Raw genomic sequence first — 19,130 nt, 5'->3', positions numbered from 1 at the left:
CAGCATCGAAAGCGATCCCGGTTGTAATGTGCAGTATTTTTAATTCGGTTTAGCCATTCCATATTGGTCAATTGCCTGCTTTCCATTTTCAGCTATAGAAAAGCTTAAACTAGTCCAGGCGGTTCCCTCAATTCCTTTAAGTGCAATTCCGTTGTCAGTTTTTGTTATGGTAAACAAGAAATCTGCAAGACGCGGATTTTTATCAGAAGAAACGTTGTCCAAATACGTCATGCCGTATTCGTCAATTGCCTGCGGCTGGTCCTTTTTTATACTGAAACTCAAATTGGTCCATGCACTTCCCTCAATGCTTTGCATTTTGATTCCATCTTCTGTTTTTTCGACAACAATTTTAAAATCTTTTAAATCAGCCGATTTTTCTTTCTGCGCGAATAATGCTGAGTTTGTTATTAGAAGAAAGACCGTAGTTAACAGGGTATTAATCATTTCTTTGGCTTTGACTTTAAATATAGGAAAGAAGGTGAAAAATCGGCAAAAAAGATGCAACCCATTGGCGCGAAGAACGCTAAAATATTTTATATTCGCTTAAAATAAACCGTATGAGAAGATTACTACTATTTAGCATTTCAATTTTATCTGCCGCCAATGCTGCCGGACAGGTTTTCGGAAAAATATACGAGTCGGAAAACCTATCAGAAATCGTAAAAACGCAAAAAAACTTTGCGGTGGTTCCCTTTAATTATTCAATCGCCTTAAAGAAAATGCCGAAGGGCATGACGCAGGAAAATATAAAATCGCAGGAAGGCAAAGGTTCATTGTCTGCGCAGAACAGCTTTTATACCTATGCGCTCGAAAAAAAGGAAAGAGGCGTTATGACCATTCAGATGCAGGATATTTCCCGTACCAATACACTCCTGAAAAGAAACGAAATAAGTGAGACGAATATCACGAATTACCTGCCAGAAGAACTGTGTAAAGTCCTGGAAGTAGATGCAATCCTGACCGGCGACATTATTGCCAGCCAGCCGATGTCAGAAGGCGCCGCTCTGGCCACTACGATATTAATAGGTTACGGGAGTACCAACAAAGCCAAAGCCACCATAAAAATTTATGACAAAAGCGGCGAGCTAATATGGTCATACGGTAAAGAGGTAGCGGGAGGATTAGGATCCGACGATTCTGATATGATCCGGAGATTAATGAGAAAAACCGCCAGGAAGTTCCCTTACTGGAAGGATTAAAACCCGATCTCTAACTCCATCCTGACATACGCTTATCTCCGAAAAAGAAAGACCATATACCCTCCAGACCCTAGGGAGTGGCTGTGTAAAGCTTCAAACGATGCGCAGTGAACTTTCTTCATAAGTTTAAACTTTCTTCAAGTAAAAATAACGAAATTTGATTTAAGCGTTAATGCTATGACCAACCAAACAACACCCACAGTAGAATGCCAGATGACGATCCGAAAACCGGTCGAAATAGTTTTCCAGGCATTCATTGATCCCGTCATCACCACCAGGTTCTGGTTTACTAAATCAAGCGGAAAACTGGAGGCGGGCAAAACGATCACCTGGGAATGGGAAATGTATAATGTGTCGAGCGACGTGCTGGTAAAGGAGATAGTGCCCAACGAGAAGATCACCATTGTTGAATGGGACGATCCTTCAAAAACAGCTGGCTCTTCAACAACGACAGATTTCGAGTTTAAGGCCTTAACAGCGGATACCACCTACGTGGTTATCAAAAAATATGGTTTTCAGCAAACCGGGAATGAGCTGATCGAAGCCATCAACGATAATACGGGCGGGTACACGACGGTATTGGACGGACTAAAGGCCTGGTTAGAATTCGGTATCGAGCTTAACCTGGTGAGGGATAAGTTTCCTTTTTTCAAGCAAAAGTGACCAGCTAACAAAGGAAGCTTTACGAACTCATTGACGAAGTTCAATGGGCCGGCAGGATCTCACAGCGTCAATGATATTTTGCCGCAAACACACCACTATTTCGCCGCATCAGCCCCATTGGAAAGCCTTTTTTCTTCCTACCTTCACAAGGGCTAAGACAGGAACAAACACTTAAAACTTAACACCATGCGAAAGCTCATCATGTGGAATATTATGACCCTCGACGGTTATTTCGAAGGCGAAAAAAACTGGGACCTGTGGTTTCACGAGACTATTTGGGGAGAGGAATTGAAAGCTTTTTCTTTAGAGCAACTGAACAACGCGGATTATCTTATATTCGGCCGTGTAACCTACGAAGGCATGGCGGCCTACTGGCAGACAGCCACAGGCGAAATAGCCGAATTAATGAACGCGATTCCTAAAATTGTCTGCTCGCGGACATTGGATGAAGCAAGCTGGAATAACTCCACACTTATCAGGGAAAATGTATCGGACGAAATAACCAAGCTGAAATCAGCCGGAAACAAGAACATGTATGCTTTTGGCAGTGCCAATTTATCGGAGACGCTCATCAAAGATGATCTCTATGATGAACTGAGAATCGGCATCGCTCCGGTCATTGCCGGTAAAGGGAGAAGCTTATTTCCACAAGGGCTGCCGTTGAAAAAAATGTGCTTGATCTCATCCCAGCCATTGGAGACAGGTGGCGTGGTTATCACGTACAGGACATAAAAAGGGTCGTAAACCGCAAACAGCAGCGCTGACATGATTACTTTGCTTCAGAAAGTGATCCCCGACAGCACGCTGATCGCTTCCACCCGGGAAGAAACAAAGTTGACCTGCCGGCCCTTATTGCTTTCCCGGATGAAGTCCACAAGGGCTTGTCCGGGATACTTTCCGAAATCGCCCACAATCGCCAGGCGCATACGGTAGTTAGAAAACTTCTGCAGGATATCCCCGGCCAGTTTATTTTTTAGATCGAAAAATGCCGGGGTGATCGCCTTCTCGTGAACGATAACCTTATCCGCTTCCTGGTAGTAGAGGTTTCCGATCAGGTCCGTAGCGTCCTCAAGGCTCGTGATAATCTGTTCACCGGAGCTTAGCTCGGCGATCCTTGTGCCATTTACGGTATGGACTTCTATATTCATAATTTGTTCATTACTGGTAGCTCTTTAATCTATACCCGTTCTTCCAAAAAACTTACGGATCTCGTTTTCCATCGCCGAGGATACCTGGAACTCTTTTAGTTCCAAAGATATTTCTCTCCGCGGCATTTTAAGGGGATGATCTTGATAATACTGGGAATTAGATACGAACCGGACTTTAAAAAGCTTTTGACCCTTGGCGTGGTCTAACGAATCGGATATGGAATAGTCGACATCTTTTAACCCCGTTGTGTAATATAATAGTGCCGTATCCGGATAAGCGAGGTGATTGGTGATTTGAGAGCCGTATTTTTCGATCATTACCCCTTGATCGGACAGCTTTACTGTTTCAACCAGGCTGTAATCATCAAGTACAATCCGGTAGCTGATTTTTTCTTTCAACAAGGAATCGACATTCAACCGCTTTCCGGAGTTTGCCCCAAGGGAGTCAAAAAAAAGACCATAATCAGCGCCTTTCAGATGTGACAAATAGCTGTACCGGGTTTTCCAGCTACTTGGGCGGTCATAATAATGAACACTTTCCGTATGGGGCAACTTGTAAACCATTTTGTCTTTATCATAAAAAAGAAATATGCTGTCCGAAATATTAACCGGTACCAGTACGGTATCGTCAGGGTTGGCCATTCCCGCGCCGCCCAGATTCCAAATTATCTTTACCGCTCTGATAGCCGGTTCCGGCCCGGGCGGGCGGGAAAAACCGCTAAGAAAACCGGCTAAAAAGATAAATGCAACTATTGCTTTAAACATTGTGCTAAATTTTTGGATATCCTTTACAGTGTTTCAAGTTAATAATTATTACGTAAAAGCGCCCTGTTAAAATCGCACCGGATCTCCGGATAATTCCCCTTCTTTTTTTTTCTTCACAAGATGATGAACGCTATTTTGCATTGGAAAGGATGTGAATATGCTTCCAGGGAAAGCTGCAGGATAACGGTTTCCAGCGAATGCATGGAGGCGGTTTCAACCATCGAGGGAAGTTACCGGGACATAGCCTATCTCGTAAAATATAGGATCCTGGCTAATTCCTACTGGGAGGTAACCGGCTTTTCCATAGAAAGTCAGATCAACGGTGAGGAACACAAGATAGTACTTCAAAGTAACGGCAAGGGTGACTGGACAACTGACGGAGGACGCCCCATTGAGCTATTCAAGGGGTGCATTGATATCGATATTTCCCTAACCCCTTTCACGAATACGCTTCTCATCAGACGGCTTGACCTGTCTCTTGGAGAAGCAAGCGAAATCCAGGTATTATACCTGGACATCTTGAACGGAGAAACCAAACCGGTCCGGCAAAAGTATACCCGGATGTCTCCAGCACAATATCTGTACGAAAATGTACCTAATAACTTTGAGGCGCTGATAACCGTCGATAGTGACGGGCTTGTTATTGATTACCCGGAATTATTTAAACGAACATAACTGGGGGTAAGCCGCTCTCCTAAAGCGTTAGTTACGGAAATCCGGATAAGGCAATCCTTGGCCGGTTTCACAAAGCAGTTTCAGGCTTCTGAGAAAAAGCGCCCAGTCGTAACTGCAGCCGGCAAATTCATGTGTAGCTGCTTTCCAGTTATCGTGATGAAAGAATAACGTGGATCCCTTGCGGTGCGGTTCCAGCTCAAAGGTAATGGTGGTGTCGATCCATTCTTCATAGCCTTTAAGACACAGCCATTTGACTTTATTGTATGGCTTCAGTTCTTCTACCTTCATTTCCTTAAAATAGTCCGGGCCGAAAGCAAATCTTAAAATATCGCCTCCGGATTTTGCCGTTGTGTCCGGCGTCCACCAGCCCGCCAATCCTTCCGCTGTGGTCAGCGCTTTATAAATTGTTTCCACCGGTGATTCAATGAGCAGCCTGTGATAAATGCTTTTGGTGGCTGCCTGGTCCGCTGATAGCTGTTGTTCAGGAGATTGTGTTTCAGCACTTTCATTCCCGGCGTCCCGCGGCGTTGGGTCGCCTTTACCTTTTTCGATAAGATCCTTTAAGCTGCCTTGGATATAATGTGTCCAGGCATCCTGGCAAATTTTAAAACACTCGTATTCCGGTACCAGGCCCTGGTGTGTAAATGTCAGCTGCGTTTTACCGTCCTTTTCGGAAATCTCAAACACCACATGAGTGCCTTTCCATTCTGTATCGTCTGTGGTGAATTTAAAGTAGTTATCAAGCACATGCCAAACCACCACTTCGCCCGGCACTAAGTCAGTAATCTTCATTTTGGCGCGATGCACATCCTGGTAATGGTATGAAAATTCGCTATTCAGCATGTCTGTAGCACCCTCAATATTTTCAGACCACCATCCGCGCACGTTATTTACCGCGTTAAATACTTCAGAAGGCGTTGCCTCAACTACCATTGTTGTTGTAAAATCCTGGTTTTTCATGACTTTAAATATTTTTTGTAAAATTATTGACATATCAGCATCAAAAGTGGGTGTAAAATAGACTTCCCAACGGGTTGATTTAGACAAGATAATCGGCTAGCTTTGTAACATACAAGTTGAAAAAATGAAACACCTGACCATCCTGGTACCCGCCGCTCAAACCTCCTTCAACACATTTGCCTGCATTGGCGGCGCATACGACATATTTAACCGGGCCAACACGTTCCGGAAGGCGAATGGCAAAGAACCCGTATTTCATGTTGAACTGGCCGGAGCCTCGGAAAAATCGGAGGTTAATAACGGCCTTTTAACGATCAAGCCGGAAGTGTACATTTCGTCCGTCAGGAAAACGGATCTCATCATAATTCCTGCGATAAGTCATGATTTCAAGAAGCCGGAAAAGGAAAATGCCCTGCTGGCAAGCTGGATTGAAAAGCAATATAAAAACGGCGCTGAAGTGGCGAGTATGTGTACCGGCGCGATGATCCTCGCATCAACCGGCCTGCTTGACGGAAAAAATTGTTCCATTCACTGGGGTTCCGCCGATAGCTTAAGAAATCTATTCCCAAAAGTAATTGTAAAACCGGACAGTTTAATAACGGATGAACACGGCATTTACACTAACGGGGCGGCTATTCGTTCTTAAACCTTATAATTTATCTTATTGAAAAATATTACGACAGGGAAACGGCCATATATTGCTCCAAGATCTACCAGATAGAGATCGAACGCCAAAAGCAATCAGCCTTTACCATCTTCACCGGGCAAAAATCGCACGAGGATGAAGTGGTCAAAAAAGCGCAGGCCTACCTCGAAGACAATTTTCGCGAAAAAATATCTATTGAAGAACTCTCGCAAAAATTCGCCGTTGGCAGAAGGAATTTTGACAGGCGATTTATAAAGGCCACGGGAAACACACCCATTGAATACCTGCAGCGGGTAAAGATCGAGTCGGCAAAAAAAGCGTTTGAAGCCACGCGAAAAAACGTCAACGAAGTAATGTATGAAGTGGGTTACTCGGATGAAAAAGCATTCCGGGAAGTGTTTAAAAAGATAACCGGCCTGTCCCCGCTGGGATACAAGAAAAAATACAGCAAAGAAACCGCCGTTTATTAACGAAATAAGCATTTCCACTTCCGTCTCGCGAGGCGAGCTGTCCATTCGGGCAGTACGCGTAACCTGAATTAGTTCGCCCGGGACCTACAAAGGCTTTTACTCCATTCCGGTAGTAACCCATGCCGTGAGCCGTTCCGCTTGCGATGAAAACCTGAACTCCATTGTGGTGGCAGACATATCCTGAGTTAGTTGAACCCGGCCCGATATAAGCCGTTCGGCCGTCTCTATGGCAAATTGTTCCTGACGTGTTAAAACCGCGATATCCAGTATTAATTAAACAGGCTATTAAAGGGAATACTGAATTTCATCCCCCACATGCCTTCGGCATCTCCTTGATAATCGATGTATTTTTTCCATTGATGAAATACCTGAAGGTTTACAGAAGGCGTTCCGTCTTTATCCGGCAGGCTGACAACGAAGCCCGCATGGTACGTTTCAAGATGAGAGGTACTTGCATCCGTGGGAGACATAAAGGCGCTAGAAGTCATTGACAGATCAATACCAACCCTTGCCCCGTATAGCCATTTGAACTTAGGTACATAGTATATTAGCTGACCACCAACATCGGCCAATGCTTTTTTACTAAGCGCCGTTTTTTCAAGTACATACACTTCTTTACTATCCTCTATAACAACCGCCGAATCTCCTAAAGGACTGATCTTGTTCCAGGTAGTTGTTGAATAAATCTCTGATAGATTATGTTTAAATCCTATTCTTATCCAGCCGTTCAAATAAGCATCGCCCCATCTTCTCGTTGCCCCATAAATGTTCCCAGATAACTGCAGTGAAGGCGTAAAAACTTTCTTATTCATTGGACTTTGATAGGAGGAAGAATCTTCCAACCCAACAATATCCAAATAGTCGAGCGAAACAGGAACGATATTCAACTTGGCCCAATAAAATAATCTGGCATTCCATTTATCATCAGTCAGTTTCCGCTCATAGATACTCGCTTGCTCCAGGTACGCTCTTTTTAATGAAGTTGTATCACCGGCAATCTTGACAAAATCCAACGTATCAATTATATGTTTGATGGCATTTCGCTTTTCCATCATATCCTCCTGGGCAATGGTATAAATTTTATTATAATCATCCACGCTTGGCTGCTTTTTTTTGTCTGTTTCCTTCCAGCGGGGCCGGAAAAGGTATCTGGCTCCCAGGAGCGTAATACTACCTCCCAATGAAAGTTTCTTTCTCCCGCCAAAGTCCCAGATGTTTTTACCGTTCACCCCTGCGTTTACATCCAAGGTCCCCATCCATCTTGATGGGCCCTTCATTGGATCCCTGTGCCAGGCGAATGGCGTAATGGTTACTCGCTGACCGTCTTCGTTAATCTCAAGCGCGGCATAGCGGCCAGGTGCCGTCTTACTCTTATCGCCGGTCAGTAATAAGGAGAAATCTTCCTGAACCAATTTCCTAAAGGTATACTCCGAGACCAGGCTAGTTCGGACCTTTCCATCCTCGGTTATCGTCTGTATTTTCGCAAAAAGCTTATTTCTGGTATTATCCAGCGTTTGACGATATAGGGTTGAATCAAGAAGAGTTTGACCATAGCCGTAGTACCCTATAAAAAGCAAAGTCGATAAAAGTAGTTTTCTTCTCATATATGCTGTTCAATTAACATTTTGTGTCAGGATCAATGATAGCTTCAATAATTCAAGCGAGCTATCCATTCTAAAGTAATGTTAACTAAACCTTTTCAGATTATGCACGAGTGGAAAAAATACTGACTCTCATGTCATGCGGCAGGTGTACCCGGCCGTAGCGCCCAATGGTAAGGGGTGCAGGTACTACGCTGGTCGCTTACGTCCCGCGAAGCAAAGGCTTGACTTGCCGGCCTTAATCATACCCAAAAGCAAACGAGGCGATGATGCCGTGATTATTGCCCAGTACCTCGTTTTGCAGTCCCAGGTTATAATAGTAGATCACTCTTAATTGCTCAATGGGGTAAACTCCTGCCAGAAAATTCAGGGAAGAAGTACTGCGATATCCTGTTCCAATCTCGACTTTGTCATTTAGTGTTGCGGCAAGGTTAATGTCGATCTGAACAGGTGCGCCTTTTTCGTATTTCACCAGTGCGCTTGGCTTCAAAAATACTGACTCAGATTGATCGGCGAAGAACCTGTATCCGGCGTATCCGTAAGCCGCCCTTTCTTCCAGCAAATTAGGAACGGAAGCTCCGATAAAGAAATCATTCTTGTTATATAAAAATCCGGCGCCGATCACAAGGCTCGTTTCAGTAAGGTTCTTTGCAAACTCGGGATCGTCTTCAACACCCAGTTCCAGCAGATTGTCGCGAATGCGCTGAAACCCTGCCGTAATTCCAAAAGAAAATACATGAGCGTATGTATTCCAGGATGATCTATTTCTTTTAGTGCCGAACAATAATTTGTAGGAATAAGCCGCCACGGCGCTTGTGCTTGCTGTTACACCGATTTTTTCATTGGTGATAATTGCTCCCAGGCCCATTTTGCCATCCAATAGAGGTGAATGGTGGGACAGCGACGAACTTTGAGGCGCACCCTCCATATTATTGATATACCTGTTATGGCTCAGGCTCGTTACCGATCCCGAAGTCATACCGGCGTATGCGGGATTTACGATAAGCGGATTATGGTCATACTCCGGAAAAAGCGGTGTTCTTTGGCCGCAGACGATACCAGGCCCCCAAATAATAAGACCTAGAATTATAAAATAGCGTTTTCTAACTCTCATCTTATCGTTTTAAAACCAGGAATCCTTTGACGGTATTAATTCCTTGTTTATCGGGGTGCTTAATATTAAAAAAATAAGTTCCGGAAGGTAGTGCGCCGGCGCCCAGGCGCGTCAGCCTGTTGGCAAGCCCGGTAAATATTTTGGATTGGTTGTCATAGTCCCGGATCTGAAACACCATATCGCCCCATCTATTGTAAATGGAAACAGTATTTTCCGGATAGTACTCAATACCTTCAATTATCCATAGGTCATTGATACCGTCTCCGTTGGGAGAAATCCCATACTTGGTTCTGCTTATATTTTTGCTGGTTTCGGTTGTTGTAAAACTGATTTCCGTACACCCGACAGCGGCCCCGGCAGCGTTGTAAGGAATTACCCGCACATAGTAAGTCGTATTCTCTTCAAGGTCAGTCGGCAGTTCATAATTCGTGTCTGTAACCTCTTCGCCATTTGCTACATTCATCCCGCCCGGGGTAGTACCGGCAAACACGCGATACCCCGTAGCCCCGGCAACCGCATGCCAGCTGATGTTCGCATCAAGGGACACATTATTCGCATCGTTCGCCGGGGCCATGACAACGGCACAGTCAGGCACCCTCAGCAAGGTTTCTGTGGTGAAATTTATCTCCGTACACCCGGTTGCCGCGCCCGCCGAATTATACGGAATTACCCGTACATAATAAGTCGTGTTCTCTTCAAAATCACCCGGCGGGTTGAAATTAGTACCTGTTACTTCCTCGCCAGATACTATTTCGGAGCCGCCCGCGGTAGTGCCAATAAACACGCGATACGCCGAAGCTCCGGCAACTGCGTTCCAGCTAATGCCCGCCCTCAGTGTCACGTCATTGGCTCCATTCGCCGGAGCCGTGACAACTGCACAGTCGGGCGCCCTCAGCAAGGTCTCCGTCGTGAAACTTATTTCTGTACATCCCGAAGCCGCGCCCGCCGAATTAAACGGGATTACCCACACATAATAGGTCGTATTCTCTTCAAAATCACCCGGCGGGTTAAAACTGGTAGCGGTTACTTCCTCGCCAGACACTACGTCGCTCCCACCAGAGGTGGTGCCAACAAACACGCGATACCCCGAAGCGCCAGGTACTGCGTTCCAGCTAATGCCCGCCTCCAGTGTCACGTCATCAGCTCCATTCGCCGGGGCCGTGACAACTGCACAGTCAGGCGCCCTCAGCAAGGTTTCCGTCGTGAAACTTATTTCTGTACATCCCGTAGCAGCGCCGGCAGCGTTGTAAGGGATTACCCGCACATAATAGGTCGTATTCTCTTCAAAGTCAGAAGGCGGATTAAAACTGGTACCTGTTACTTCCTCGCCAGATACTATTTCGGAGCCGCCCGCGGTAGTGCCAATAAACACGCGATACCCCGAAGCTCCGGCAACTGCGTTCCAGCTAATGCCCGCCCTCAGTGTCACGTCATTGGCTCCATTCGCCGGAGCGGTGACAACTGCACAGTCGGGCGCCCTCAGCAAGGTCTCCGTCGTGAAACTTATTTCTGTACATCCCGTAGCAGCGCCGGCAGCGTTGTAAGGGATTACCCGCACATAATAGGTCGTATTCTCTTCAAAGTCAGAAGGCGGATTAAAACTGGTACCTGTTACTTCCTCGCCAGATACTATTTCGGAGCCGCCCGCGGTAGTGCCAATAAACACGCGATACCCCGAAGCTCCGGCAACTGCATTCCAGCTAATGCCCGCCCCCAGCGTCACATCGCCTGCCCCGTTCGCCGGAGCGGTAATAACGGCACAGCCAGGCGCCCTCAACAAGGTTTCCGTCGTGAAACTGATTTCTGTACACCCGGTAGCTACGCCCGCGGAATTAAACGGGATTACCCGCACATAATAGGTTGTATTCTCTTCAAAGTCAGAAGGCGGATTAAAACTCGTACCCGTTACCTGCTCCCCATTCACTACGTCACTCCCGCCGGCACTAGTACCAATAAACACGCGGTACCCGGAAGCATCAGCGACCGCGTTCCAGCTAATGCCCGCATCCAGCGCCACACCACCAGCATCATCTGCCGGGACGGTGATAACGGCGCAGCCAGGTTTGGTAATTGTCGACGGGTCCAGCTCGTAAGAGCCTAAATCTATCGATTGACCTTGAACACGGGTGTTTCCTTCTAAATCCGTGGATGCCGCGGCATCCGTGGCCGAAACATCGTTGAATAATGCATTTACACCGGCATCTATTGCCGGACTTGAAGTTTGAAGCGTGTAAACGCCACCAGCGGCATCAACAAATAAAGGGTCAATACCAACCAGGTTACCTGAACCGTAAGCAGGGTCTATCGCAGCTTGCAGAATATTTCTTCTTACGTCCAGATCAGCCGCATTGCTGCCGGCAACCGGTTGTAAAATATCCGGGGAAGTTCCGTCCGGTGACGTATTGTTATAGAAAATGCAGTTGTATATATTCGAAAAATCAGCCGTATATGGCCTGATAGCAATGGCCGAATTTTCATTACTGACAAAGGTGGCGTTGGAAATTTTTAAACCGCCGTTATTAAAAACTGCTCCGCCCTCGCCGTTAGCCTGGTTGCCGGCAAATAACGCGTTTACAATGTCGGTTTGAGCGCCACTATTGGTGTAAATGGCGCCTCCGTCACCCCCGGCGGTATTATTTAAGAAGATCACCTTATCCAGCGTTAGTTCTTCGCCGCTATAGATGGCCCCTCCGTCGCCGGCACTGCTGTTTCCGGTAAATTCCGTATTCGATATAGCAGGCTGGGAGCGCATATGAATGGCTCCGCCCGAAGAGGCGCTTTGGTTTCCTTCAAAAACGCAATCATCAATATAAATGAGGTCGTCGTACCAGGAATAAAGGGCCCCTCCGGAATTATGCGATGAATTATTTCTGAATATGGAATTGGTGATCGTGACATCGTCGGCCCAGTTATGGATCGCGCCTCCGCCGTTTGCATCACCTGCGTAGGCCTGCGTTCTATTGTTCTCAAACAGGCAGTTATCGATAAGAAGTCCCGAACCGGATCTGTTATAAATAGCTCCGGCTCCGCGGTCACTTTCAGAAATATTACTGCGGAAAATGCAATTCTTCAAAACGGTTCCTGAACGGTGGATGCTAATAGCGCCTCCGCCTTCATTTAGCATCGCAATGAAGCCATTCCGGAAAATGAGTCCGTTCGCCGTAATGTCCTCAGCATCGATATACAGGATCCTTCCTGAACCGAGGCCATCCAGGATGGTTTCATTATTTTCATAATCACGTTGCGAGCGGCTCGTTTCGGTTCCGTTAAATCCACCATACAGGCTCATTCCTGCTTGATCATAATCGGAAAGGTCCAGGGTTTGGGTGATAGCATATATGCCCTGTTTCAGCCAAAGCTCGGCGCCTTCAGGCGCATTCATCACGGCATCTGTTAAACTGCTGGCTTGTGTCCAGGATGATCCGTTACCCGCGCCGCCGGGTGAAACATATACGACAGTTTGCCCTTGCGCCAACGCGCATGATAACAGAAATACTAAAAAACATGAAAATACGATACGCTGCATCTGTTCGCAAAAGTTCCGTTGCTGGCACGGACGAACCCATTTGGGGTCGATGAATCAATTGCGGGCAAATTTAGCGTACCGGAACGCCCCGGGCAATCTTCATTCGCATACACAGCGCCTACAGCCGGCAGAAATATATCTACAAAGCGTCTACGAACTAAGGATTCCCGGTAAAAAGGTCTTTTAGAGGGCTTCTGCGCCGGCAACTGCCACGGCGTGATCGTTCTCCACCGTGCTTCCTGATACGCCGATGGCGCCGATTATATCGCCCTTTTCATTCTTGATAAGCACTCCTCCCGGGAAAGAGATGAGTCCGTTGTTGGAATGTTCAATATTATATAGCGGGCCTCCCGGTTGGGAAAGCGCGCCGATATCGCCCGTGTTCATATTGAAAAAACGGGCGGTCTTGGCTTTCTTAATAGAAATATCGATAGAGCCCAGCCAGGCTCCGTCCATACGGGCAAAGGCGGTAAGGTTAACCCCTGCATCAATAACGGCGATATTCATAAGCGTACCGAGTTCTTCCGCTTTTTGTTTTGCGGCCTTAATGGCGGCTTCGGCCTGTTCCAATGTAATCGACATAATTTTTTTATTGTTTTTCGCTTTAAATGCGAAGTTAGAATTTAAATCTGACACCCGCGAAACGAAACCGTTCACAGAAATTTTCATGCGCTCATGTCTTGCTTTGAAGCCAGCTCGTTGATAAACCGGTCAAGACTTTCGTCTTTTTGAAGCTTCAGTTTCTGCTTGATCCGGTAGCGGGCCATCCGGATGCTTTTGGGATCGACATTTAGCTTTGAAGCAATCTCCTTATTGGTGAGCCCCATCAGGATATAGGAGCAGTATTTCAGATCAAGGCGGGTAAGTTTATTTTCAGCCCGCTGCTGAAGGCCCCCGGTAAACTCCGGGCGTATTTCGGCAAATTCCGTCTTCATGTTGTCATAGCCTTCATCCACTTCATCATTTTTGGCAATCAGGCGGTCGATTTGCCGGTGCAAAGGGTCGCTGCTGTCCAGCGACCCGAGCTTTTCACGGAGGTGCTGCAGCAGCCTGTTTTTTTCCTCTACATGCAAGGTACCGGCAAGGAGTTCTTTTTCAAGCTGGTTCAGGCGTTCCTGAAGGAGTTCGCGCTCGGCTTCCAGGCGGGCAGCTTCCTCGGCCCTGAGGCTGTCCCGCTGCCGGGAGGCTTTTAATTTAAAACGAAACGACCGGAACAGGAAAAACAAGGCCAGCCCGCCGGCAATGATCAAAATCAAATAATACCGGTTCAGTTTTTTTGAGAAAGCGGCTTCCTGCTCAGCTGTTGCGAGGGCAAATTCTTGCTTTTCAGATTGGTACTGTGCTTCAAGTCGTTGGGTCATGGAAAGCTTTGCTTCGTCAAATAACGCCTTGTCGTGCTGCATGTACTGTTTATAATAGTCCAGAGCCCCCTCTGCATCACCGCTTTTCTCGGCCACCCGCGCCAGCGCTTTAGTGATCCGTGATTTTACCAGGGCGCCGCCCGCATTACCGGAAATCTCGTCCAGCGCTTGAAGCAATAGTTCTTCGGCCCGTCCGTATTTACTTTCGTTCAGCGCATATTCGCTTAAAATCCCATAGCTGTTGGCAATAATCTCTGAATTATCCACTTCCCGTCCGACAGCAAGCGCCTGCTTGAGGTACACCTCGGCGCTATCTTTATACGAAGGCGGGTAAAATTCCAAGTAAAGATTGGCCATATTCAGGGCGGCAATGCCCTCCGTACTCGGAAGGGTAATGCGCTTTTTCAGGGAGTCGGTGAGTTTCAGTACCAATTGGTTGTAATAGCTGGCGGAATCCAGCAATTTGCGCCGGGATGGCTCTTTACGGAAACGATAAAGATAACTGGCGCCCATGCTGAGGCAGGCATTGGACATCGCATCCGGGTCTCCGCTTTTCAGCGCGGCATCGAGGCAAAGCCTTGTATAATGCAATTGCTTACCGGTATTTCCCCAATAACCCTGTATCGCGGCCAGGTAATGATAAATATTGCTCCGATAAAGAAAGGTATCTTCTCCTTCCAGCAAGCGAAGCGCTTCCAGCATGTCCTGGTAAGCCTCGTCTGTGTTTTCTATGATATGCTCCAGCCATCCCCTGCGAAAACGTACAAGCCCTTTCACGACTTTATCCCCCGTTCGGGAGGCATACCATTCAGCGCTGTCAATGGCCGGAAATGCGAGTTTCAGGCTATCCCGTTGTACGTGCAGGTAACTCAGTGCTGAATGCACCAACGCGCCGTACCGTCCGTCTTCTTCACCATGGCTGAGCCGCTGCGCCCGCGTTAACATGTCGAAGGCATCCTCCGGTTGATTTTGGACGGCCATGATTTTGGAAAGGCGTTCCATTGCCTCGATGCGTTCGCCGTTTGCCGTCCCGGCGTTATCGATAATGGTCTTTAAGGAATCAACAATGACAGATTGTGCTTGCCCGGTAGCCGGGGCTATTGAGGCACTTAAAAAAATTAAGAAACAAACAACTATTGTTTTCCTCATGCGCCAAAAATATAACAATTCCTGTAAACGCTTTGTAGACGCTCCTTCCAAGAACGTAGTCGCTGTATATGTGGCGCAGGATTGCTTCAGGTACACTGCCTCCCTAATTTTGCCAGCACGTTCAAATTAAATCAAGAGGTATGTTTTTTAGTATCAGACAACATCAAATAGCCGCCCATGAAACCGAAGGCCTGGAAAACCCTAAAAACCCGGGAAACAAGATGGAGCTGGTCCTGTTCCGCACGAAGGGAAGAACGCTTTTTCACACCTCTCATACTAAACAAGCTTTTGGCGAATATTGGGACGTTGCCGAGGGAAAGAAGATATCAAAAAGGCTTTGGACATCCCGGATGAAAGCCTACTGCGCTCAAAAAGCAAAGGAAGCCCCTAAGCCTCCTTTCTTTTTTAAGATCACCATCGCAGGCTGGATTTTTCTCCTGGCATGTTTCGCTGTACTGGGATTCATTGTTTACGACGAAAACAAACCTCCTTTGCCGAAGTCGGAAGATGTGGCCGCTAAGGAGCAACCATTGGCGGAAGGTGATATTTTCTTCGGGCATTTTGAAGAATATAAAGAAAGTGAACAACTGGGTCGTATAAGCGCCGGCGTGGGACATGGCTGGTTCAAGATCCTGAAAGTGGAAAACGACACTTACCATGTCGCCAAAAGCACCGAAATGAGCAAAAGCCACCGGCCCAAAGAACAAATGGACAGCACCAGTTTTGAGATGGAAAGCATCCCGGCAAAAATTGAAGAAAAAGGTGCCTATACCATTCGTTTACTTTCGGCCGATGGCAACACCGAATTTGCCGCTACTTCTCTTCATTCCGGAGGATAAAGCTTGTTTTAAATGTTTCTTCCGGCGAAACCAGGATATTGCTTACCTCGATACCCAGTACCGTTTCGTCCGGATAATCCCAAACTGCTCTTAGGGTAATGGTGGTAGTATCGCGTGGTGTCAGGGTTACCCGCCCGAGCGGCAGCCCTTCTATGTCATAGTCACTCTTTGCAGCTATTTCGAAGGGAATATCACTTTCATTATAAAGGTGAACGATTAACGTGCGTTCTTTCTTTCGTTGTTTTTGCTCGGTACGGACATGAACGGACGCCTTGAACAGCGCTTCGGCTTCTGGTTGGCGCGCCACAAGATAATCGTCAAAGAACACAGCGGTTCTTCTTGCCAGGAGGGCTTCCTTTACCGCTTCAGCAGTTTTTTCCTTTGCAAAAACGAGCGTCATTGGGCGGTGGCTGTCCCGGTAGCGGGGGTACACATCATAATGAACATCCGAGTTTCCCATTATGGTCAGGTTATATTTCATTGCCAGGCGGTGGGCAATAACGTTGTATTTCCCGGAATTAGCAACTTCCACTCCTTTGAGAATGCCTTCATCGAGCAGTTCCTGGTGGAAAGAAGTGAAAAGCGTGGTGTCTTTTCCGTCCCACCATCCCCAGCCGGGGTGGTTATAGAAGACGAAAGCATCCTGCTTTTTGGCTTCGGAAAACGGCGCCATCAGCTGCTCCCTGGTCATGTTTTCCTTCATGACGAATTCCTTCTTGCCGCTCTTCATGTAATCGCTTGGCAAGGCGTTGGCGTCCGTGACGAAGAGGGCGTTATTATGGTACGGCGGAACCCGCGGAGAAATTTCCACACCAGGAATGATCAGCAGCTCTTTATTCCCGGCCGCCTCTTTTGCCAACTCGAAGGATTTATTATAATTTTTTTCAATTTCCTCCGGAAAACCTTCGTAGTCGATGTGTTCAGTAATGGCAATGACATCCAGTCCGTCCCGCAGGGCTTCATGCACCCTGAAAGTAGGCCAGACGTGTCCGTCCGAAAAGACGGTATGCATATGGAAGTCGCCTTTCAAAGTGAGGTAACCCGGAATGTCGGGTATATGTAATTTTTCCGTTTGGGCAAGCAGGGGCCCCTTCACCAGCGCGGAAAACGCGATGCACAAGGCAAGCAGCTTTAATTTCTTCATTATTCGTTTGTTTCTGGTCTGTTTCCGGTTTGCAGGGATTATTCCCATCTGCAGGCTGATTCCCGGGCAACGGATTTACTCCCGGCCTGATTTACTCCCTGGATTTGCTCCCAGCCTGGATTTATTCCCTGGCAGCGGATTTATTCCCAGCCTGGATTTTGCTCCAGTTCCCGGTTCAGTACAATATCGCTGTTTGAAATTGGATGGAAGTATTTTTTCTCATCAAAGACCCGTTCCTCGTCATCCCTCCATATGATGTGGCCGTGATCGCCTTCTGAGAGCCTGGAGGCATTTTCGTCTATCACAAAATAGCTGACACCGGGAATCTTGTTGTCAGGTACCGTCTTTACTACGGAAACATCAGGCGTGCCGTTCCCGTCCAGGTCCATCGGGTAATTTAGTGACGGAACATAAATCCCGCGCCATTGCATTTCCAGCAGCTCTCCCTTTTTCCACCTGAGCAGGTCATCGTAACGAAGGCCTTCATAGCAAAGTTCAATGCCTCTCTCCCTTCTGATTTCCAGCAGGAACCTGTCCGCTATCTCCGGAAAATACACTTCCTGCATATAGGGGTCGGCGGCCTGGGGAGCGGCCGGGTTCACTCCCGCCCTTTCCCGAAGGGGGGCGATGGTCATATTCCATTCCGGCAAGCCGAATTTGCCCAGTTCTGCCATAGCTTCGGCATAGTTCAGTAACACTTCAGCATAGCGGATCAGGGGAATTGAATTATACGATTCGGAGATCCCGTCCAGTTTGGGGTCGTCCAGACTATGCTTCATGATATGATACCCGGTATAGGTATAACCGAAGTTAGGAGGCGCAGGAGTTCCGTTACTGCGGGTATAACCCAGCGAGCGAACGGTTTGGCCCAAACGGTGATCCCGGCCCTTCATTTCCCTGACGAACTGGATGGTATCATAACCGGGACGGTCCGTAAACCGGCTGCCGTCCGTCATCAGGTAGGTATTGATGAACTGCTTGTTCAGTCCCCAGCGCGCGCCGTAGGTAGCGCTGTTGAACTTCCAGGTAATATTATGCCATCTCTTCAGGGCGTTATTGTAAACAACTGCCCAAAGCACTTCTTCGTTAACGGGATTTTCGCTGGTAAACAGGCTGCGGTAATCGGCAGCCGGGTTCCCCGTGTTATAAAGGGTGTACTGGCCGGATTCCATGACTTTTTTAGCCGCATCCGCTGCTTCTTCCAGGAACTTGCCGGCCGAAGAAGCCAGGTTCAGCTGCGTATGATATTTCCGGAAGGTGCCTTCGAACAGGCATACCCGCGACTTAAAGGCAAGCGCGACCTGCCTGGTAACCAGGGAGGAGCTATTGTCCTTTTCGTCATAAATATGTTCTGCGACAAAATTAAGGTCAGCCAGTACCGAATCCATCACCATTTCCCGCGGATCCCGGGGCTTGTACAGATCGGGGTCACCGGGGGTCATGGTTTTTGAATACCAGGGAACGTCACCGTATCGTTTCACTTTATCGAAATAGAAATAGGCCCGGAAAAACCTGGCAATGCCTTCGTAATGATCTCTTACTTCCTGTGGGATCGCCGCGTTGTCGAAATTTTCCAGGAAGAAGTTAATGTTCCGCAGATCGGTCCAGTTCCAGGCAGGCTCGTTCACAGAAGTATAGGAGCCTGCGATGTATGCCGGTGATTGGTTTTTAGATGTATATTCGCCCATTTCGTCCGCCTGTACCACTTCCAGGCCACCGGGCAGCATGCGCTGATAAAAGGAGTTGGTATACAGCTCAAGATCCTGTTCCTTTTCAAAAAAAGCAGCAGGAACCAGCTTATCAACAGGTTCGGTTTCCAGGAAATCGCTGCACGAGCCGAGTAACCCGGTCATGGCGGTTAGTATCAGAA

Annotated in this window: 18 protein-coding genes; 7 read left to right on the top strand and 11 right to left on the bottom strand. The window is 47.4% G+C overall.

Annotated elements, in window-relative coordinates:
- Positions 1-39 precede the first annotated feature (39 nt).
- Positions 40-444 carry a hypothetical protein gene (locus FRZ59_RS05935; protein ID WP_132130472.1) on the bottom strand — a complete coding sequence of 135 codons (405 nt, stop codon included), beginning with the start codon at positions 442-444 and terminating at the stop codon, positions 40-42.
- Positions 445-557: 113 nt separating this feature from the next.
- Between FRZ59_RS05935 and FRZ59_RS05930 the strand changes: the two genes are divergently transcribed.
- From FRZ59_RS05930 to FRZ59_RS05920, 3 genes are all read left to right on the top strand, one after another.
- Complete coding sequence (locus FRZ59_RS05930) at positions 558-1,199, top strand: hypothetical protein (RefSeq protein WP_132130473.1); 642 nt, start codon at positions 558-560, stop codon at positions 1,197-1,199.
- A gap of 237 nt (positions 1,200-1,436) precedes the next feature.
- A complete protein-coding gene (locus tag FRZ59_RS05925; RefSeq protein ID WP_394345229.1) occupies positions 1,437-1,862 on the top strand; it encodes an SRPBCC domain-containing protein in 426 nt (141 codons plus the stop codon).
- A 186-nt stretch (positions 1,863-2,048) separates the two neighbouring features.
- On the top strand, positions 2,049-2,594 hold the full coding sequence (locus FRZ59_RS05920; protein ID WP_132130475.1) for a dihydrofolate reductase family protein: 546 nt from the start codon (positions 2,049-2,051) through the stop codon (positions 2,592-2,594).
- Positions 2,595-2,641: 47 nt separating this feature from the next.
- On the opposite strand, the gene FRZ59_RS05915 is transcribed toward FRZ59_RS05920, so the two are convergent.
- Together FRZ59_RS05915 and FRZ59_RS05910 are read right to left on the bottom strand one after the other, a co-directional pair.
- Entirely contained in the window at positions 2,642-3,010 is a 369-nt protein-coding gene (locus FRZ59_RS05915) for a DUF4180 domain-containing protein (RefSeq protein ID WP_132130476.1), read from the bottom strand.
- A gap of 24 nt (positions 3,011-3,034) precedes the next feature.
- Positions 3,035-3,775, bottom strand: a complete 741-nt coding sequence (locus FRZ59_RS05910; protein WP_132130478.1) for a hypothetical protein — start codon at positions 3,773-3,775, stop codon at positions 3,035-3,037.
- Positions 3,776-3,895: 120 nt separating this feature from the next.
- Between FRZ59_RS05910 and FRZ59_RS05905 the strand changes: the two genes are divergently transcribed.
- Complete coding sequence (locus FRZ59_RS05905) at positions 3,896-4,450, top strand: putative glycolipid-binding domain-containing protein (RefSeq protein ID WP_132130479.1); 555 nt, start codon at positions 3,896-3,898, stop codon at positions 4,448-4,450.
- A gap of 27 nt (positions 4,451-4,477) precedes the next feature.
- Here the strand turns inward: FRZ59_RS05905 and FRZ59_RS05900 are convergent, their stop codons facing one another.
- On the bottom strand, positions 4,478-5,410 hold the full coding sequence (locus FRZ59_RS05900; RefSeq protein WP_132130481.1) for an SRPBCC family protein: 933 nt from the start codon (positions 5,408-5,410) through the stop codon (positions 4,478-4,480).
- Positions 5,411-5,534: 124 nt separating this feature from the next.
- Here FRZ59_RS05900 and FRZ59_RS18890 point away from each other — a divergent pair, with 124 nt between their 5' ends.
- Together FRZ59_RS18890 and FRZ59_RS18885 are read left to right on the top strand one after the other, a co-directional pair.
- On the top strand, positions 5,535-6,056 hold the full coding sequence (locus FRZ59_RS18890) for a DJ-1/PfpI family protein (protein ID WP_225975215.1): 522 nt from the start codon (positions 5,535-5,537) through the stop codon (positions 6,054-6,056).
- A 140-nt stretch (positions 6,057-6,196) separates the two neighbouring features.
- On the top strand, positions 6,197-6,526 hold the full coding sequence (locus FRZ59_RS18885; protein ID WP_225975214.1) for a helix-turn-helix domain-containing protein: 330 nt from the start codon (positions 6,197-6,199) through the stop codon (positions 6,524-6,526).
- Positions 6,527-6,795: 269 nt separating this feature from the next.
- On the opposite strand, the gene FRZ59_RS05890 is transcribed toward FRZ59_RS18885, so the two are convergent.
- The 5 genes from FRZ59_RS05890 to FRZ59_RS05870 form a co-directional block, all read right to left on the bottom strand.
- Positions 6,796-8,130, bottom strand: coding sequence for a hypothetical protein (locus FRZ59_RS05890; protein ID WP_132130484.1), 1,335 nt, complete (start codon positions 8,128-8,130; stop codon positions 6,796-6,798).
- A 235-nt stretch (positions 8,131-8,365) separates the two neighbouring features.
- A complete protein-coding gene (locus tag FRZ59_RS05885; RefSeq protein ID WP_132130485.1) occupies positions 8,366-9,241 on the bottom strand; it encodes a PorP/SprF family type IX secretion system membrane protein in 876 nt (291 codons plus the stop codon).
- Position 9,242: 1 nt separating this feature from the next.
- Positions 9,243-12,623 (bottom strand): T9SS type B sorting domain-containing protein, encoded by a 3,381-nt coding sequence (locus FRZ59_RS05880; RefSeq protein ID WP_158640541.1) that lies wholly within the window; start codon positions 12,621-12,623, stop codon positions 9,243-9,245.
- A gap of 327 nt (positions 12,624-12,950) precedes the next feature.
- On the bottom strand, positions 12,951-13,349 hold the full coding sequence (locus FRZ59_RS05875) for a GlcG/HbpS family heme-binding protein (RefSeq protein ID WP_132130487.1): 399 nt from the start codon (positions 13,347-13,349) through the stop codon (positions 12,951-12,953).
- Between the two features lie 83 nt (positions 13,350-13,432).
- Entirely contained in the window at positions 13,433-15,277 is a 1,845-nt protein-coding gene (locus tag FRZ59_RS05870; protein ID WP_132130488.1) for a helix-turn-helix transcriptional regulator, read from the bottom strand.
- A gap of 140 nt (positions 15,278-15,417) precedes the next feature.
- On the opposite strand from FRZ59_RS05870, the gene FRZ59_RS05865 reads away from it, so the two are divergent.
- Positions 15,418-16,116 (top strand): hypothetical protein, encoded by a 699-nt coding sequence (locus tag FRZ59_RS05865; RefSeq protein ID WP_132130489.1) that lies wholly within the window; start codon positions 15,418-15,420, stop codon positions 16,114-16,116.
- Here FRZ59_RS05865 and FRZ59_RS05860 read toward each other — a convergent pair.
- Together FRZ59_RS05860 and FRZ59_RS05855 are read right to left on the bottom strand one after the other, a co-directional pair.
- Positions 16,091-17,260: an Sb-PDE family phosphodiesterase gene (locus tag FRZ59_RS05860; protein ID WP_132130490.1), complete on the bottom strand. Its 1,170-nt coding sequence runs from the start codon at positions 17,258-17,260 to the stop codon at positions 16,091-16,093. The two genes, FRZ59_RS05865 and FRZ59_RS05860, sit on opposite strands and share 26 nt — an antisense overlap.
- A gap of 140 nt (positions 17,261-17,400) precedes the next feature.
- On the bottom strand, positions 17,401-19,113 hold the full coding sequence (locus FRZ59_RS05855; RefSeq protein ID WP_225975213.1) for a RagB/SusD family nutrient uptake outer membrane protein: 1,713 nt from the start codon (positions 19,111-19,113) through the stop codon (positions 17,401-17,403).
- Between the last annotated feature and the right edge of the window lie 17 nt (positions 19,114-19,130).

It is taken from the genome of Anseongella ginsenosidimutans (assembly GCF_008033235.1).
Lineage (GTDB): Bacteria > Bacteroidota > Bacteroidia > Sphingobacteriales > Sphingobacteriaceae > Anseongella > Anseongella ginsenosidimutans.
This window is presented reverse-complemented; position numbering and strand designations above follow the sequence as displayed.

What these genes read in the sequence shown, in the direction of transcription:
- FRZ59_RS05875 (WP_132130487.1), bottom strand. Translation starts at nt 13,349, where the DNA reads ATGTCGATTACATTGGAACAGGCCGAAGCCGCCATTAAGGCCGCAAAA.
- FRZ59_RS18890 (WP_225975215.1), top strand. Translation starts at nt 5,535, where the DNA reads ATGAAACACCTGACCATCCTGGTACCCGCCGCTCAAACCTCCTTCAAC.
- FRZ59_RS05865 (WP_132130489.1), top strand. Translation starts at nt 15,418, where the DNA reads ATGTTTTTTAGTATCAGACAACATCAAATAGCCGCCCATGAAACCGAA.
- FRZ59_RS05910 (WP_132130478.1), bottom strand. Translation starts at nt 3,775, where the DNA reads ATGTTTAAAGCAATAGTTGCATTTATCTTTTTAGCCGGTTTTCTTAGC.
- FRZ59_RS05855 (WP_225975213.1), bottom strand. Translation starts at nt 19,113, where the DNA reads ATGACCGGGTTACTCGGCTCGTGCAGCGATTTCCTGGAAACCGAACCT.
- FRZ59_RS05920 (WP_132130475.1), top strand. Translation starts at nt 2,049, where the DNA reads ATGCGAAAGCTCATCATGTGGAATATTATGACCCTCGACGGTTATTTC.
- FRZ59_RS05890 (WP_132130484.1), bottom strand. Translation starts at nt 8,130, where the DNA reads ATGAGAAGAAAACTACTTTTATCGACTTTGCTTTTTATAGGGTACTAC.
- FRZ59_RS05860 (WP_132130490.1), bottom strand. Translation starts at nt 17,260, where the DNA reads ATGAAGAAATTAAAGCTGCTTGCCTTGTGCATCGCGTTTTCCGCGCTG.
- FRZ59_RS05870 (WP_132130488.1), bottom strand. Translation starts at nt 15,277, where the DNA reads ATGAGGAAAACAATAGTTGTTTGTTTCTTAATTTTTTTAAGTGCCTCA.
- FRZ59_RS05930 (WP_132130473.1), top strand. Translation starts at nt 558, where the DNA reads ATGAGAAGATTACTACTATTTAGCATTTCAATTTTATCTGCCGCCAAT.
- FRZ59_RS05880 (WP_158640541.1), bottom strand. Translation starts at nt 12,623, where the DNA reads ATGAATGCGCCTGAAGGCGCCGAGCTTTGGCTGAAACAGGGCATATAT.
- FRZ59_RS05885 (WP_132130485.1), bottom strand. Translation starts at nt 9,241, where the DNA reads ATGAGAGTTAGAAAACGCTATTTTATAATTCTAGGTCTTATTATTTGG.
- FRZ59_RS05900 (WP_132130481.1), bottom strand. Translation starts at nt 5,410, where the DNA reads ATGAAAAACCAGGATTTTACAACAACAATGGTAGTTGAGGCAACGCCT.
- FRZ59_RS05905 (WP_132130479.1), top strand. Translation starts at nt 3,896, where the DNA reads ATGATGAACGCTATTTTGCATTGGAAAGGATGTGAATATGCTTCCAGG.
- FRZ59_RS05935 (WP_132130472.1), bottom strand. Translation starts at nt 444, where the DNA reads ATGATTAATACCCTGTTAACTACGGTCTTTCTTCTAATAACAAACTCA.
- FRZ59_RS05915 (WP_132130476.1), bottom strand. Translation starts at nt 3,010, where the DNA reads ATGAATATAGAAGTCCATACCGTAAATGGCACAAGGATCGCCGAGCTA.